The following is a 15,786-nucleotide window of genomic DNA, read 5'->3' on the forward strand; positions in this document are numbered from 1 at the left end:
TCGAATAACCGCTTTCTTACCCGCTTAATCAGAACAACGATCTGCCGCTTTTATGTTCAGATAGCGCATGGCTGACCAGGCCACCACATTGATGATAGCAACATATAAAACGGGTTCAGGTAAAATGGCTAAACACTTCAGGAAGTTAATCAAGACATCGCATCCGGTATTGCTTCCCGCGCTGCTTATGGCGCCGCTTAGCGCGCTGGCGGCGGGTAACTATTTTGATGCTCGTAATGACGCAATGGGTGGGACCGGTGTAGCCACCTCGACATACGGTACGGCACCGCTGGCTAACCCGGCTTTGCTTACTAAAGCGCAGCCTGACGATGATGTCAGCATTACGCTGCCCTCGGTAGGGGCTCAGCTCTCCGATGGCGATCATATGATTGATAAAATCGATCATCTGACTGACTCTGTCGACCGCTACCGCGATTTGGCCAACCAGAATCCGCTGGCATTGCTACGCGATCGGGCGCAAATTCAGTCTGCGGCAGGCGATCTTGCTAACCAGCTGGAAAATCTGCGGGGCAATAAAGCGTGGGGAAGTGCCGGCGCAGCGGTGGTTGTCGCGGTGCCGAATAAAGTATTGCCCTTTGCCTTTGTCACCAAAGCGTATGGTACAGCCCACGTTGCGACTGAGGTAGCGCAGAGTGATATTGATTACCTGCGCGGCATTGAAAAAGGCACCCGGATTCCGGTGTCGGGCGATCAAAATACCCTGCGTTCGGCCGGTTTAGGTCGCGGGGCCATTGTGTATGATTACGGCATTGCGGTGGCGCACGAGTTCTCCATCGGTGGTCATCCGGTCTCCGTCGGCGTCACGCCAAAAATCCAGCAGGTTTATCTGTATAACTACAGCGCCTCGATCTACAACTACGACAAATCAGACTTTAAACAGGGTCGTTATAAAAATCATGACAATGGTTTCAACCTTGATGCGGGCTTATCAACTGACGTCAATGATAACTGGACGCTAGGTCTGAGCGCGCAAAACCTGTTTTCCCGCGATATCGACACCCGCGAGATTAGCGGCTATAAAGATACCTATCAGATTCGCCCGTTAGTGACCGGCGGCGTGGCCTGGCATAATGAACGCCTGACCGTAGGCTTGGATGCCGATGCGACCTCAACCAAAAGATTTAAAACTCAGCAGGAAAGTCAGTATGCCGGCGTCGGTGCTGAATTCCGCGCCTTCAGCTGGCTACAGCTGCGCGCTGGCTATCGTGCTGATATGAAATCGAATGATGCCAACGTCGCCACCCTGGGTTTTGGCCTGTCGCCGTGGGGCAAAGTTCATCTTGACCTGGCCGGTATGGCCGGTGACGACCGAACGTATGGCGCGGTTGCTCAGCTCGGCTTCACGTTCTGATGCAACAAAGGGCGGCCAGCCGGTCGCCCTCCTACTACGCTGAAAGATGCCGTTCGCTCACCGTCGGCGAATGGCAATCAACCGTGCGGCATCAGGGTTCCTCAAACCCTGATGCTAACGCTCCTTTATCACTCAGCCTTCCTTTGTCGCACTTATTCCAGCATTAAATCCGCCGCGATCTGTTCGTTATTCATTTTCGCCGGGAAGAAGGTCGGCCAGTTCGTCAGCTCCTTCTCCAGCTGCCCGTGGCTATCGTTGCCAAAGAAAATGTGAAAGTGGGCGGCTTTAGTCGGTTCAATATCATGATCGCTGAATTGGACAAACTTTGCGGCCTGCGCATCGCCGCCGGTGCGGGTGAACAGATAGCGCACGCCTTTTTTACCGGAGGGGTAGTTTAAGATCTTGAATCCGCTGTAGGCATAGATGCCTTTCCAGGTTTTTCCTTGCTGGGTGAAGCTGATGCTATCAGGCGTAATGGCGATTGCCGTTACGTCGCTGGCGTAGCCTTTAGCGTAATAAGCTTGGTACTGCGCGGCGGTTTTGTCTTTTTTTATCGCCGCCTTGTGCTCAAAGACCTCATCCAGGCTGCCGTTTTGCAGCAGAGGATAGAGTGATTTCCAGCTACCTTGCCAATCCGTCAATGTGCGATCCCGCACGTCAGCATCATCAAATACGCCCTGGTGTATCTGCTTATGATCGTGGTGATGATCGTGCGCCTGCGTCGGGGTTATCAGGGCGGCATACGCCAGTCCGAGGGTAAGTGCCACGCATTTGAAAGGGGTAAAGATTGTCATTACAGCTCCCGGAGATAGATAAAATTAAAGGAAAAAAGCTGTGATAAGATATGTTATAACGTAACAATTAACAACCCTGACATTGCCATGTGAACCGGCAACGCAGTAAATCAAACCCACCAGCAGCAAGCTTACGGGCCACGGCTTAAACGGTGGAATAGCAACAGGATTGAGGTGGCAGAAAAGCTGGCAGGGCCGCTACGGCCCTGCGAAGATTAGCCTGGCTGGCGGCGTACCGGCGCGCCGTTGGCGATAAAATAAGGTATTTCATCCCGCGCTAGCGCTGGTCGACCACGGATCATATCGGCAATCTTTTCGGCAATCATGATGGTCGGCGCATTCAGGTTGCCGGTGGTAATCTGCGGCATTATGGAAGCGTCAACCACCCGTAGCCCCTCCATGCCGTGTACCCGGCCGTCGCTTCCCACCACTGCCATATTGTGATAGCCCATGGCGTTAGTACAGGAGGGATGGTAGGCCGTTTCAGCGTGCTGGCGCACAAATTCATCCAGCTCGGCATCGCTTTGTACGCTGGCGCCGGGGGAAATTTCCCGGCCGCGATAGGCATCCAGCGCCGGCTGCTGCATGATTTCACGCGTAATGCGGATCCCGGCGCGGAATTCGCGCCAGTCCTGATCGTGCGACATATAGTTAAACAGAATGCTCGGATGCTGGTGCGGATCTTTTGAGCGCAGATGCACCCGGCCGCGGCTGGGCGATCGCATTGAACCGACATGCGCCTGAAAACTATGGGATTTGATCGGATTACTGCCATTGTAGTTAATCGCCACCGGCAGAAAGTGGTACTGAATATTTGGCCATTCAAATTCGGCGTCGGAACGAATAAACCCACCGGCTTCAAATTGGTTGCTGGCACCGACGCCGCTGCCATTAAACAGCCATTCGGCGCCGATAGCCGGCTGATTATGCAGCTTCAGCGCCGGAGACAGGGAAACCGGCTGCTTGCATTCATACTGCAAATACATTTCCAGATGATCCTGCAAATTGGCACCTACGCCCGGCAGTTCCTGCACAATGTCGATATCCAGCTGGCGCAGCAGTTCGCCCGGTCCGACGCCGGAGCGTTGCAGGATCTGCGGCGACGCGATAGCACCGGCGCAGAGTAACACTTCACGACGCGCGTGGGCCTGGTGCGATTTATCATGCTGTAGCCAGCTAACGCCGCAGGCCCGCTTATTATCAAATAATATGCGATCGGTGGTGGCATGTATTTCAATGGTCAGGTTCGGTCGCGAACGCGCCTGATCCAGGTAGCCACGGGCGGTGCTGGCGCGGCGGCCCTTCGGCGTGACGGTACGATCCATCGGGCCGAAGCCTTCCTGCTGATAGCCGTTGAGATCGTCGGTGCGCGGGTAGCCCGCCTGTACGCCTGCTTCAACCATTGCGTGGAACAGCACATTGTTGTCCGCCCTGGGCGTGGCAACGCTGACCGGGCCGCTATCGCCGTGATAGTCATTGCCGCCAATATCGCGCGACTCGGCAAACTTAAAGTAGGGCAGGCAGTCAAGATAGCTCCAGTTTTCCAGTCCCTGCTGCCTTGCCCAGTTGTCGTAGTCCATCGCGTTACCACGGATGTAGCACATGCCGTTAATCAGCGATGAACCGCCCAGCCCCTTACCGCGCCCGCACTCCATGCGGCGGTTGTTCATCCAGGGTTCGGGATCGGTCAGATAGGCCCAGTTATAGCGGCGGCCCTGCAAGGGGTAGGCCAGCGCTGCGGGCATCTGGGTGCGAAAATCCAGCCGGTAATCCGGGCCGCCGGCCTCCAGCAGCAGCACGCTAACGTCCTTATCTTCGGTCAGACGGGTCGCCAGAACGTTGCCTGCCGAGCCCGCGCCGATAATGATGTAATCATATTCGGTACTCATAACGGATTCCTTCTTTTAAAACACAGAGGCGAAGGGCATCAGTTCTACCTGAACTGATTTGATACGGGTGTAGTGGGCCAGAGTTGAAAGGCCATTTTCCCGACCAACGCCGGACTGCTTATAGCCGCCAACCGGCATCTGGGCGGGTGATTCTCCCCAGCTGTTTATCCAGCAAATACCGGCTTCAAGTTGATGAATGATGCGATGAGCCCGAACCAGGTCCGGCGTCACTACGCCGGCCGCCAGGCCAAAGTGCGTGTCGTTGGCGCGACGGATAACCTCTTCCTCATCGTCCCAGGTCAGAATGCTCATTACCGGGCCGAAGATCTCCTCTTTGACGATGGTGTGATGATCCTCGCAGTCAGTGAAGATAGTCGGCTGGACAAATGCGCCGTCCGCGTATGCGCCTGCGCTTTCCCGCGCCCCACCGGTTAGCAGCGTGGCGCCTTCCTGTTTACCCAGCCCGATGTAGCGCAGTACGTTTTCCATATGAGCGAAGCTAACCAGCGGGCCGAAGTTGGTCGCGGCATCGGCCGGCTGGCCGAGGCGAATGCGCTTAGTACGCAGCAGCAGCGCCTGTTCGAAGGCGGCTTTTTGGCTGCGATGGACAAAAACGCGCGTACCGTTGGTGCATACCTGACCTGAGCTGTAAAAGTTGGCCATCATGGCGATGTCCGCCGCCTGGTCGATATCGGCATCCGGCAGGATGATCAGCGGTGATTTGCCGCCCAGCTCCATGGTGACCTCTTTCAGCGTGGAGCCGGCGGCGCTGGCCATGACTTTTTTGCCGGTATCGACGCCGCCGGTAAACGAAATTTTTTCAATACACGGATGCTCCGTCAGCCACTGTCCAACCTGGCGCCCGGCGCCCTGCACCACGTTAAATACGCCATCTGGCAGCCCCGCCTCGGTGTAAATCTCCGCCAGCTTCAGCGCTGAGAGCGGCGTGACTTCACTGGGTTTGAAAATCATGGCATTACCTGCGGCGAGCGCCGGCGCCGATTTCCACAAGGCAATCTGAATCGGGTAGTTCCAGGCGCCAATGCCTGCGGTAACGCCAAGCGGTTCGCGGCGGGTATAAAAGAAGCTGGTATCACGCAGCGGATACTGTTCACCTTCAATGGCGGTGGCCAAGCCGGCATAGTATTCCAGCACGTCGGTGCCGGTGACGATATCCACAGCTGAGGTTTCTGAGATGGGTTTGCCGGTATCCAGAGTTTCCAGCTGCGCCAGTTCGTCATTGCGTTCGCGCAAAATGGCGACGGCGCGCAGCAGAATGCGCGAACGTTCGGTGGCGGTCATTGCTGCCCAGACGCGCTGTCCTTGCTCAGCGCTGGATACGGCTCGTTCGACATCGGCCTCGCTGGCGCGCTGTACGTCGGCCAGCACCTCGCCGTTCGCCGGGTTAATGCTCTGGAAAGTCTCATTGCTGCTGGCATCGCTTAGCTTGCCGTGGATGTAGAGTTTTTGTAGAGGGAATCTAGTCATTATCTAATGTCCTTGCGTTAAGGCTTGGTCTGAGAAAGGGAGGACGACAGCTTCTGAACCACGTAGTCACGGGCGATCAGGCTGGCTTGCTGAGCATCAAAATCCTGACCGGTCAGGCTACCGCGCAGCCAGAGGCCGTCGATCAGCGCCGCCAGCCCCTGAGCGGCGGTGCGTGCGTCCTGCCTGGCCAATACGCGTTGAAATTGATGGCTGATGTTGGAATAGAGCCGACGATCGTTAGCACGCTGCAGGCGACGCAGGTAGGTGCTATGCATGCTGGCGGCCCAGAAGGCCAGCCAGGCACGCATCGAGTTCTGGCTGGTCTGACTGAGGTGAAAGTTACCTTCAACGATGGCAAGCAGCTGGGATTGGGTATCATCAGCGGCCTGCGCGCGCCGTTCGGCGACCGCATCGCGCAGATCGCGCAGGATCTTGCGCATCGTTGCATCTAATAAACCATCTTTATCGCCAAAGTAATGGCTGACAATGCCGGTCGACATGCCCGCTTGTTTGGCGACCTGCGACAGGGTAATGCCTGCCAGGCCTGCTTTGCCGATGGTTTCGAACGCGGCGTTAATCAACTGCTCTTTACGCCGTTCAGGAATATCTTTGCGCACCGTTTTGCTTCCCCAGTTTCGTTTTTACTTATTATTTTATTCATTGATTGAACGTTCAATCAATAGCGCATATGCTATAAAAATGTCAAATAAATGTGGCCTTGCGTTAACTAATTGTTATCGCTACGAGCCGCAGTCACCTGTACCGTGGAAAAAACGTCATGACCGTTATCAGTCAGCAATCTGAAGAAACGAATCTAGCCGTACGGGTTAACTACCCGGTGTTTATTGGTTCCGCCGCCGTGATCCTACTCCTCAGCTTACTCATTGTTTTCTACCCGCAAACCAGCCAACACTGGCTCAGCAGCGCCCAGGTCTGGGTCGCGAATGCTTTCGGCTGGTATTACATGTTGCTGATGGTGGTTTGCATGCTGTTCGTTTTCTGGCTGGCGCTGTCGCGCTTTGGTCAGCTAAAGCTTGGACGCGATGATGAACAGCCGACCTTCTCTTATGTTTCCTGGGTGGCAATGCTGTTTTCAGCCGGAATCGGCATTGCACTGGTTTATTACGGTGCCTATGAGCCGCTCGATCACTTCCTGCAGCCGCCCGAAGGGCAGGGAGGAACGGTTCAGGCTGCGCGCCAGGCAATGGCGATCACCTTCTTGCACTGGGGGCTGCACGGCTGGGCGCTGTATGCGCTAATTGCGACTGCGCTGTGCTGGTTTGCTTATCGTCGCGGCCAGCCGCTGGCGTTGCGCTCGGCGCTTTATCCGCTGTTTGGCGAGCGAATTCATGGCTGGCGCGGCCATCTGGTAGACAGCTTCGGCATTCTGGTGACGGTTATCTCGATGGTCACTAATTTGGGTATCGGCGCGCTGTTGGTTAATTCCGGCCTGCATTATCTGTTTAACGTTCCACAAAATACCTTCGTGCTGATGGTGCTGCTGGTGGTGATGATGATCGTGGCAACCCTTGCGGCGGTAACCGGGATTGAGAAAGGCATCGCCATGCTTTCTAACGTTAACGTCGGCTTGCTCTGCCTGATGCTGCTGTTTATCTTCGTGACCGGCCCGACCGTGAATATGCTCAATGGCCTGCTGCAGAATACCGGCGACTATCTGACCTCGCTGGTTGGCAAGAGCTTTGACGTTTATTTGTATGGTAAAGCTCGCCAGTGGCAGGGGACCTGGACGCTGTTTTACTGGGCGTGGTGGGTAGCCTGGGCGCCGTTCGTTGGCCTGTTCATCGCGCGTATTTCCCGCGGGCGCACGATTCGGGAGCTTATTTTCGGCGTACTGCTTATTCCTCTCGGTTTCACCCTTGCCTGGCTGTCGCTGTTTGGTAATACCGCGATCAGCCTGGTGCTGCAAAACGGCGATGCCATCCTCGGTAAAATCGCGGTACCCGGTGCCAAAAAGCTTTTCATCGGCACGCCGCACGCGTTTGATTCTATCTACGACGAAGAAGAGGCGAACGGCGCCGACTGCCTGACGATACCGCTGTTTACGGCAGATTACCGCATTGAGGAACCTAAAGGTAATACGGATTTCCCGATTGCCTTTGAGCCGGTCTACGTGTTCAGCGGCGTGGGGCGTGGGGCTAAGCTGCTGCGCGCCGGCGTTGATTACCGCTACGACAGCGGCGCTATTCGCTTTGCCAGCGTGCCGAAAACAGTCATCGACTGCTATGGCGAATCAAGCTGGCCGGAGCGTTTCGACCGTGACGAGCTGCTTAAACGTCGTAAGCAGACGCGCACGCTCAATGAGTGGGATTCGCAGTATCTGCTGCGTTCACGTCCGGTTCACAAGCTGCGTCTCGACCCTGAACGGCTGCGCGAATATAACTGCGAGCTGGTATTTAAGCGTGCTAACGGGGTTACTACTGCCTTTTTGGGCGGCGTGCAGATCACCGGATGTTCGTGCTACTGGGACGTCGCTACCGGTAAAAAAGACGGCGACGCCTCGCCGGTTACCCTGATGCTGCAGGATACGCGCGGGCATTACTACTGGCACGTCGGGCAGGCGCTTGACGGTGACCTTGCAGAGTTTGACGACAACGGGCAGATCAGCGGCGGGCAGGTGTGGCAGCTGCGTAAGCTGGTGGTTGATTTCAACATTCCCCGTGTCACCGTTGAAGTGAACGGCCCCGGCAGTTTCGCCGGTAAGTTATTGCGTCAGGCGCTGCGCGGTCTTAACTGCGCTGTCGTCGAGTACACAGTAAGTGGCAACAAACAAAAACGCATCCTTGACGGTCTGGAAGGCCCGTTAACGTCAGGTTTTCTCTGGGCGCATACGCGCGTACTTGATGGCCCGTTATATGAGCAGATGCGCGAATTTAACCCGGCGTTGACTGACCAGGACGATGACTTTCTCGACAGCGGCACCGGCGCGATCCTCGAACAACCCGTAAAAATCGGCAACGTACAGCGCGAAAACCCGGTTACCGGGCGTGATGACGGCTGGCGACAGATGCACGGCACCTATGAAATTGAAACGGAGTATTGATAAATGAGCGTACCAGAACAGACCCCGATTAGCGGGCCGTACATCGCTAACGGCAGCACCACGCAGTTTTCATATACGTTCTACCTGCTGTACGAAACAGATTTAAATGTTTACGTCGGTGGTGCGCTGAAAACGCTGGGCACCGACTATACAGTAACTGGTGTAGGCAACAGCCAGGGCGGCAACGTTGTATTCACGGTTGCGCCCGCCGCCGGTCTTGAGGTTATCATCCGGCGCGACACGCCGTATACGCGTCAGACTGATTACGCGGACAACGGCGACCTGCTGGCTGACGTTGTGAATGATGATTTTGACCGGCTGTGGCTGGCGTTGCAGGAAATCTTTGCAAACTTTTCCAGTTCTATCAGCAAACCGGTGGGGGGTAACTGGGATGCACAAGGGCTGCGTATAACTTCTGTGGCCGACGGCACACAGCCGCAGGATGCAGTAACCCTGAAGCAGCTGACGACCGTTAACGGCTCCGCCGGGCAGAGTGCGGCAGCAGCAGCTGCGAGTGCAGCAGCCAGCGCAGTCAGCGCAGCGGCGGCTAAGATCAGTGAAAACAACGCTAAAACCTCTGAGACTAATGCTAAAACTTCTGAGACTAACGCGGCGGTGAGCGCGACAAACGCCGGGGTTAGTGAGACCAACGCAGCGGCCAGCGCAGCAGCGGCTAAGACCAGCGAGACTAACGCTAAGACGTCAGAGACAAACGCGGCCAACAGCGCAGCAGCGGCTAAAACAGATGCGGACAGGGCAAAAACCGAAGCGGATAAACTGGCTGACGTAAACGCTTTTGCCACCACGATTAAAAGCGTGGATGTTGCTAACTCTGTCACTACGTTCAAAGGCGCTCAGTTGTTCGAAGCGGCGACAGCCGGCGCTGGGTCATCCAGCATTACAACCCCTAACGGCGCGCAGATAATCAGTATGACAGTGCCTGACGGTGCCCTGGCATCCGGCGGTACAATTACCGGCCCGTCATATAACACCCGAGTTTATGCGACCAACGGCGATTTCTGGCAGACATATGAAGGTTTCGTTTATACGCAAGCCGGGGATATCGGGGCACATCGGTGGAGTATCTCAAGAAAGACCGGCGCCGCTGTAGCTACCCCGGCATCAATGCAGCTTCAGTCAGACCACACGCTCAGAATCGACGCCGACGTAGTAACAAACGGGCAGCATCAGTCATGGGCGCAGGCACCAGTTAATCCCCCTGACGGGGCTTTTATTAACACGCCTATGATTTCTTCACAGTTGCGCGGCCGGGGGGCTACAGCAGATCCTCGCGGTGCGTACTGTGGTTTTTACTTGCAAGAATACGTAGGCCACATCCCCGCCGTCATAATTAATATTAACGGTTACGGCTCGGACCAGAATTGGGCATTCAGGTCTGACGGCGCGTTAACCGGGGCGCTGGGCGCCGCACAGTGGTCCGGCTCCGATGTACGTATTAAGGATGATATTGAACCTGCAGCAAATGGCGCAGGTGAACGCGTCGACAAAATCGGCGTTGTTGAGTACACGGAGATATCAACCGGGCGTCGCAGGCGGGGGTGGATAGCGCAGCAGGTTGACGAAATCGACCCGCACTATACGTTTCAGGCCGGGTATGCCATTGACGTTAATGGCGAGAAAATCGATATTCTTAACACCGATGACAGGGCGATGATTGCCGACCTGATAGCGGAAGTGCAAAGCCTGCGCCAGCGGGTGGCAGCGCTCGAAGCAAAATGAAAACAGCCCGGTTCGCCGGGCTAAACTTTTTTGCGTTGCAGTTCGTCGAATCGGGAGTGCAGCGCCCCGGGGTATAGCTCGGTGTAAACCTGCCATAAAACGTTCAGTGAACGATGCCCGGTGACCTGGGCTACTTCTTCAATACTGAACCCCGCCTCGAACAGACGGCTGGCTCCTTCACGGCGTAGATCGTGATAACGTAAGTCTTTAATGCCCAGGGCGTTTCTCACTCTCTGAAAGCCCACGCTGACAGAACGTGAGTTGTAAGGGAAAATTAGATCGCTGGTTTTTGGCTGGCGCTGCACTATGTCCCAGGCTTCGCCGAGCAGCGGCACAAACATATGGTTGCCCTCTTTTTTACGCGGGTCTTTCCGGTCTCTTACAAGCACGACCCTTTGCGTTTCCTCTATATCCTCCCATCGAATTTTGCACACTTCACCTATACGCATACAGCTGAGAATGGAAAAATTCAGGATATCAACAAAAGGGATTATGGATGACGCATGTCCGCTTCGTGCCTTCAGCCCTTCGATTAGCCTGTCGAGTTCGTCACTGACAGGGCGCCGATTTCGGCGCCGGGACTTACCGATCAGCCCCATACGGAGCAGTAACGGCCGTGCGTCGGTTGCAGGATTACTTGTGTAGTTAATGCCATAAATGGGTTTGGCGGACGCCAGAACGGACGACAGGTAACTCACGTCGTGGTTAACTGTGGAAGGGCCTGCACCTGCGCCGTTTCGCTGGCGGCAGTGCTCGATAACGTGGCTGGTTGAAAGGTCTGAAAGGAGCACTTCGGATATGTCGCAGTCCAGTAACATATCCAGTACGTAGCGTTTTGTACGCCCGGCTTTGCCGCCGAGATTGGGGTCATTGATGTAGCGTTTTAGCAAGTCGCCAACGGCCATATTGCCTACATCGTTGGGAGTCGGCACCCCCAGGGTTTCGAGTTCGGCAACCCTGGCGGCACCCCACGTTTTAGCATGGGCTTGTTTCCCGAAGGTTCTGTTCTCCCGGTAGACGTATTTACCGCCTTCTTTAACGCCCACGGTACAGCGGTAGCGTAAAGTTCCATCGGCGCGTTGACGTTTTTCTATGCTATAGTATGCCATGCTTTTCCCTTACCTTCGTTCAGCACCCCATGAATAAGGGGTGCTGTTGGGGGTGCTGATAAAGAAAAAATACGACATAAAGACCAAAAATGCACGAAAATAAAGAAACCGCCAACCCGCACCAATTCAGCGCTGGCAGCGACCTAACGCCAAAGTACAGCCCTTCACGGTTCAGCGTTGCCCCCATGTTGGACTGGACTGACCGCCACTGCCGCTATTTTCATCGTCAGCTGACGCGTCAGGCCTTGCTGTACACCGAAATGGTGACGACCGGCGCGATCATTCACGGAAAAGGCGACTATCTGGCGTGGAATGAGCAGGAGCAGCCGGTTGCTTTGCAGCTGGGCGGCAGCGATCCCGCCGCGCTGGCGCAGTGCGCCCAGCTTGCTGAGCAGCGTGGTTATAATCACATTAACCTTAACGTCGGCTGCCCTTCCGACCGCGTGCAAAACGGCCGCTTTGGCGCCTGCCTGATGGCGGAGGCCGCGCTGGTCGCCGACTGCATTAAAGCGATGCGCGATCGGGTATCGATTCCGGTAACGGTAAAAACCCGTATCGGCATTGATGAGCAGGACAGCTATGGGTTTCTCTGTGATTTTATCGGCACCGTCGCCGGGCGTGGCGAGTGCGATACGTTTATTATTCACGCGCGTAAAGCCTGGCTTTCCGGCCTTAGCCCAAAAGAAAATCGCGAGATCCCGCCGCTGGATTATCCGCGAGTATATCAACTTAAACGCGACTTCCCGCAGCTGACTATCGCCATCAACGGCGGGATCAAAACCTTGCAGGAAGCGCAGCTTCATCTGCAACATCTTGATGGCGTGATGATTGGACGCGAGGCCTACCAGAATCCGGGGTTATTGGCCGGCGTTGATAGCGCGCTGTTTGGCGCGGATTCTGCGCAGGCTAATCCGGTGGATGTGGTACGCGCAATGTATCCTTACATTGAGCGCGAGCTGAGTCAGGGCACCTGGCTTGGCCATATTACTCGCCATATGCTGGGCCTGTTTCAGGGGATCCCCGGCGCGCGTCAGTGGCGTCGGCACCTGAGTGAAAATGCGCATAAGCCCGGCGCCGATGTTGCCGTAGTGGAAAAGGCGCTGTCGCTGGTGGCCGATCGTCAGCCTCAGATGGATGTGGTGTGAAACTAACGATTATTGCGTTATTTTCACCATGCATTGCGATCGGCGCGTTGGCTTGTTAGTTTAAAAATCAGCGAGTTAACTGAATTACAGGTTGGCACGAATTATGTAATACCCTTTTCAGACCTACTCCGGAGAACTGAAATGGAAATACTCTTTGTGCTGGCCTTTTTTGGCGTGCTGCTGCTGACCGGCATATCACTGGCCGCCGTATTGTTCGCGCTGCTGGCAGCCACTTTTCTGATGTTTTTTAGCGGACTGCTGGCATTTGTTATCAAACTGTTGCCGTGGCTGCTGCTGGCGCTGGTCGCCGCCTGGCTATGGCGCGCCGTTAATAAACCCCAATCCAGAAAAGATTACCGAAGCTATCGTCGTTAAATCAATGAGTTATTAATAACTGACTGTGGTGGCATGCGCGCTGGATCACATCGTGGCAATTTGATTTCTGTTTTATTCATATAAACATATTTTTTACTTATGAAATCTGTCAGGATGTTTTTCGCCGCAGAATTAAGCTATTCATCGCGCTGTACCCTACATACGGCACGAACGATAAAAAAGAAGCAGGGCCTCCGTCAGGAGGCCCTTATTTTTTATGGGATAAGCAGGCAGGAACCCTGCGTCGCCCGGCTTTCCAGCGCGGTATGCGCTTTTTGTACGTCGCTGAGCGCAAACTTCTGATTCTCCGGCACGTCCACCTTGATGGCGCCGCTGGCGATCAGCGAAAATAGCTCGTTGCTGGCGGCAACCAGCTCATCATGGCGGGTGATATAGCCATTCAGCGAGGGCCGGGTAACGTACAGCGAGCCTTTTTGATTCAGGATTGCCAGGTTCACGCCGGTGACAGGGCCGGAACTGTTGCCGAAGCTGACCATTAACCCACGCGGCTGCAGGCAGTCCAGCGACGCCTCCCAGGTATCTTTGCCCACCGAGTCATAAACTACGCGTACCTTTTTATTGTCGGTGAGTTCGGCAAGCCGTTGCGCCACGTTCTGCTGGCGATAATTAATTGTTGCCCACGCGCCGGCTTGTTTCGCCCGCTGCGCTTTTTCTTCCGAACCGACGGTGCCGATTAAATGAGCGCCCAGCGCTTTTGCCCACTGGCAGGCAATCAGCCCCACGCCACCGGATGCCGCGTGGAACAGGAAGGTTTCATCGGGCTGGATTTCATAGGTCTGACGCAGCAAATAATGCACGGTCAGGCCTTTGAGGAAAGAGGCCGCAGCCTGTTCAAAGCTAATGGCGGCAGGCAGCTGCGCTACTTTTTCCGCCGCAACGTTATGTAGCGAGCTGTAGGCCCCCAGCGCGGACTGGGCGTATACCACCCGATCGCCGGGTTTGAATCCGCTAACGCCGGGGCCGGTCTTGACCACCACGCCGGCGGCTTCTGTTCCCAAGCCGGAGGGAAGCGGGGCAGGATAAAGTCCGCTGCGCACGTAGGTATCGATATAGTTAATACCAATTGCTTTGTTCTCGACCTGCAGTTCGCCGGCGCCAGGATCCTGCGGGGTAAATTCCTGTACGTCTAACACTTCCGGTCCGCCATTGCGGGAAAACTGAATACGTTTTGCCATGGTCACTCCTTTCGATTAGTCCGGTCTGGGGGGAGACGCCAGCCTGCTTACAGGGTAAACTTGCGCGTCACTCACCCGATTTTTTGGTAATGCATTCACTATGGCAGGAAATAAACCCACCAACAAATTCAACGACCAGCCGCGCGATCGGCAGGTTGAAGGACTAAAGCTGCCACCCCATTCGCTGGAGGCGGAGCAGTCGGTGCTCGGTGGGTTAATGCTCGATAATGAACGCTGGGACAGCGTGTCAGAGCGGGTAGTGACGGATGACTTTTTCAGCCGCCCGCACCGCTTGATTTTCAGTGAAATGCAGCGCCTGCTGGAAGCCAGCCAGCCTATCGATTTGATTACGCTTTCTGAATCCCTTGAAACCCGTGGCGATCTGGATATGGTTGGCGGCTTCGCTTATCTGGCCGAGCTGTCGAAAAACACCCCCAGCGCGGCGAACATTAACGCCTATGCCGACATTGTGCGCGAGCGCGCGGTGGTCCGGGAGATGATTTCGGTCGCTAATGAGATAGCCGATGCGGGGTACGATCCCCAGGGGCGCTCCAGCGAAGACCTGCTCGACTTCGCCGAATCCAACGTTTTCAAAATCGCTGAAAAGCGCGCCAATAAAGATGACGGTCCGAAAAGCGTCGATCAAATCCTCGAAGCCACCATCTCGCGCATAGAATCGCTGTACCAGACGCCCCATGACGGCGTAACCGGCGTGGATACCGGCTATCAGGATTTAAATAAAAAGACGGCGGGCTTGCAGGGTTCCGATTTGATTATCGTTGCGGCGCGTCCTTCAATGGGCAAAACCACCTTCGCGATGAACCTGTGCGAAAACGCCGCGATGCTGCAGGAAAAGCCGGTGCTTATTTTCAGCCTTGAGATGCCCGGCGAGCAGCTTATGATGCGTATGCTGGCCTCGCTATCGCGCGTCGACCAGACGCGTATTCGTACCGGTCAGCTCGACGACGAGGACTGGGCGCGCATCTCCAGCACCATGGGTATTCTGCTGGAAAAGAAAAATATGTACATCGATGACTCCTCCGGCCTGACGCCGACCGAGGTGCGTTCGCGCGCGCGCCGCATCTATCGCGAATGCGGCGGCCTGAGCATGATAATGATCGACTACCTGCAGCTAATGCGCGTCCCTTCGCTCTCCGATAACCGGACGCTGGAAATCGCGGAGATTTCACGTTCGCTGAAGGCGCTGGCGAAAGAGCTGAATATTCCGGTTGTCGCCCTGTCGCAGCTGAACCGATCGCTTGAGCAGCGCGCCGATAAACGTCCGGTCAACTCAGATTTGCGTGAATCGGGTTCTATCGAGCAGGATGCTGACCTTATCATGTTTATCTACCGCGATGAGGTGTACCACGAAAACAGCGATCTGAAGGGCATTGCTGAGATCATTATCGGTAAGCAGCGTAACGGGCCGATCGGCAGCGTGCGGCTCACCTTTAACGGTCAGTGGTCGCGGTTTGATAACTACGCCGGACCGGCCTACGACGAAGAATAATTTCCGTCTGCGGCAGGCCTGTCTCTGATGGCCTGCGGCGCTGCATCGCCAGTCCGCCTGCTCATCGCCGGTATCCTCCCCTGGCAGCATCAGAACATGGTGTTGGA

General features: G+C 55.6%; 11 protein-coding genes and 1 pseudogene. 6 read left to right on the forward strand and 6 right to left on the reverse strand.

The annotated features are described in order from the left end of the window. Positions 1 to 124: 124 nt before the first annotated feature. Complete coding sequence (locus BTJ39_RS00165) at positions 125 to 1,372, forward strand: conjugal transfer protein TraF (RefSeq protein ID WP_078001225.1); 1,248 nt, start codon at positions 125 to 127, stop codon at positions 1,370 to 1,372. Positions 1,373 to 1,524: 152 nt separating this feature from the next. Here the strand turns inward: BTJ39_RS00165 and BTJ39_RS00170 are convergent, their stop codons facing one another. The 4 genes from BTJ39_RS00170 to betI all read right to left on the reverse strand — a co-directional run bounded on the left by BTJ39_RS00170 (position 1,525) and on the right by betI (position 6,160). After that, the gene (locus BTJ39_RS00170; protein ID WP_078000645.1) at positions 1,525 to 2,166 is read right to left on the reverse strand and encodes a ZinT/AdcA family metal-binding protein; all 642 of its coding nucleotides are present in this window, start codon (positions 2,164 to 2,166) and stop codon (positions 1,525 to 1,527) included. A 215-nt stretch (positions 2,167 to 2,381) separates the two neighbouring features. Further along, positions 2,382 to 4,055: a choline dehydrogenase gene (gene betA / locus BTJ39_RS00175; RefSeq protein ID WP_078000646.1), complete on the reverse strand. Its 1,674-nt coding sequence runs from the start codon at positions 4,053 to 4,055 to the stop codon at positions 2,382 to 2,384. A 15-nt stretch (positions 4,056 to 4,070) separates the two neighbouring features. After that, on the reverse strand, positions 4,071 to 5,543 hold the full coding sequence (betB, locus tag BTJ39_RS00180; protein ID WP_078000647.1) for a betaine-aldehyde dehydrogenase: 1,473 nt from the start codon (positions 5,541 to 5,543) through the stop codon (positions 4,071 to 4,073). Positions 5,544 to 5,560: 17 nt separating this feature from the next. Further along, a complete protein-coding gene (betI, locus tag BTJ39_RS00185; RefSeq protein ID WP_078000648.1) occupies positions 5,561 to 6,160 on the reverse strand; it encodes a transcriptional regulator BetI in 600 nt (199 codons plus the stop codon). Between the two features lie 161 nt (positions 6,161 to 6,321). Here betI and BTJ39_RS00190 point away from each other — a divergent pair. Both BTJ39_RS00190 and BTJ39_RS00195 read left to right on the forward strand, forming a co-directional pair. Further along, positions 6,322 to 7,503: pseudogene (locus BTJ39_RS00190) on the forward strand (BCCT family transporter); the annotation flags it as partial. A 1,104-nt stretch (positions 7,504 to 8,607) separates the two neighbouring features. After that, complete coding sequence (locus BTJ39_RS00195; RefSeq protein WP_078000649.1) at positions 8,608 to 10,344, forward strand: tail fiber domain-containing protein; 1,737 nt, start codon at positions 8,608 to 8,610, stop codon at positions 10,342 to 10,344. Positions 10,345 to 10,364: 20 nt separating this feature from the next. On the opposite strand, the gene BTJ39_RS00200 is transcribed toward BTJ39_RS00195, so the two are convergent. Then, positions 10,365 to 11,453, reverse strand: a complete 1,089-nt coding sequence (locus tag BTJ39_RS00200) for a tyrosine-type recombinase/integrase (protein ID WP_078000650.1) — start codon at positions 11,451 to 11,453, stop codon at positions 10,365 to 10,367. A gap of 89 nt (positions 11,454 to 11,542) precedes the next feature. Between BTJ39_RS00200 and dusA the strand changes: the two genes are divergently transcribed. Together dusA and pspG are read left to right on the forward strand one after the other, a co-directional pair. Next, the gene (dusA, locus tag BTJ39_RS00205; protein WP_078000651.1) at positions 11,543 to 12,598 is read left to right on the forward strand and encodes a tRNA dihydrouridine(20/20a) synthase DusA; all 1,056 of its coding nucleotides are present in this window, start codon (positions 11,543 to 11,545) and stop codon (positions 12,596 to 12,598) included. 141 nt (positions 12,599 to 12,739) lie between these two features. Next, complete coding sequence (gene pspG / locus BTJ39_RS00210) at positions 12,740 to 12,973, forward strand: envelope stress response protein PspG (RefSeq protein ID WP_078000652.1); 234 nt, start codon at positions 12,740 to 12,742, stop codon at positions 12,971 to 12,973. 215 nt (positions 12,974 to 13,188) lie between these two features. On the opposite strand, the gene BTJ39_RS00215 is transcribed toward pspG, so the two are convergent. Beyond that, the gene (locus BTJ39_RS00215; protein WP_078000653.1) at positions 13,189 to 14,169 is read right to left on the reverse strand and encodes a quinone oxidoreductase; all 981 of its coding nucleotides are present in this window, start codon (positions 14,167 to 14,169) and stop codon (positions 13,189 to 13,191) included. 100 nt (positions 14,170 to 14,269) lie between these two features. Here BTJ39_RS00215 and dnaB point away from each other — a divergent pair, with 100 nt between their 5' ends. Further along, entirely contained in the window at positions 14,270 to 15,679 is a 1,410-nt protein-coding gene (gene dnaB, locus BTJ39_RS00220; protein ID WP_078000654.1) for a replicative DNA helicase, read from the forward strand. The last annotated feature ends 107 nt before the right edge of the window (positions 15,680 to 15,786 follow it).

It is taken from the genome of Izhakiella australiensis, from assembly GCF_002006995.1.
GTDB lineage: Bacteria > Pseudomonadota > Gammaproteobacteria > Enterobacterales > Enterobacteriaceae > Izhakiella > Izhakiella australiensis.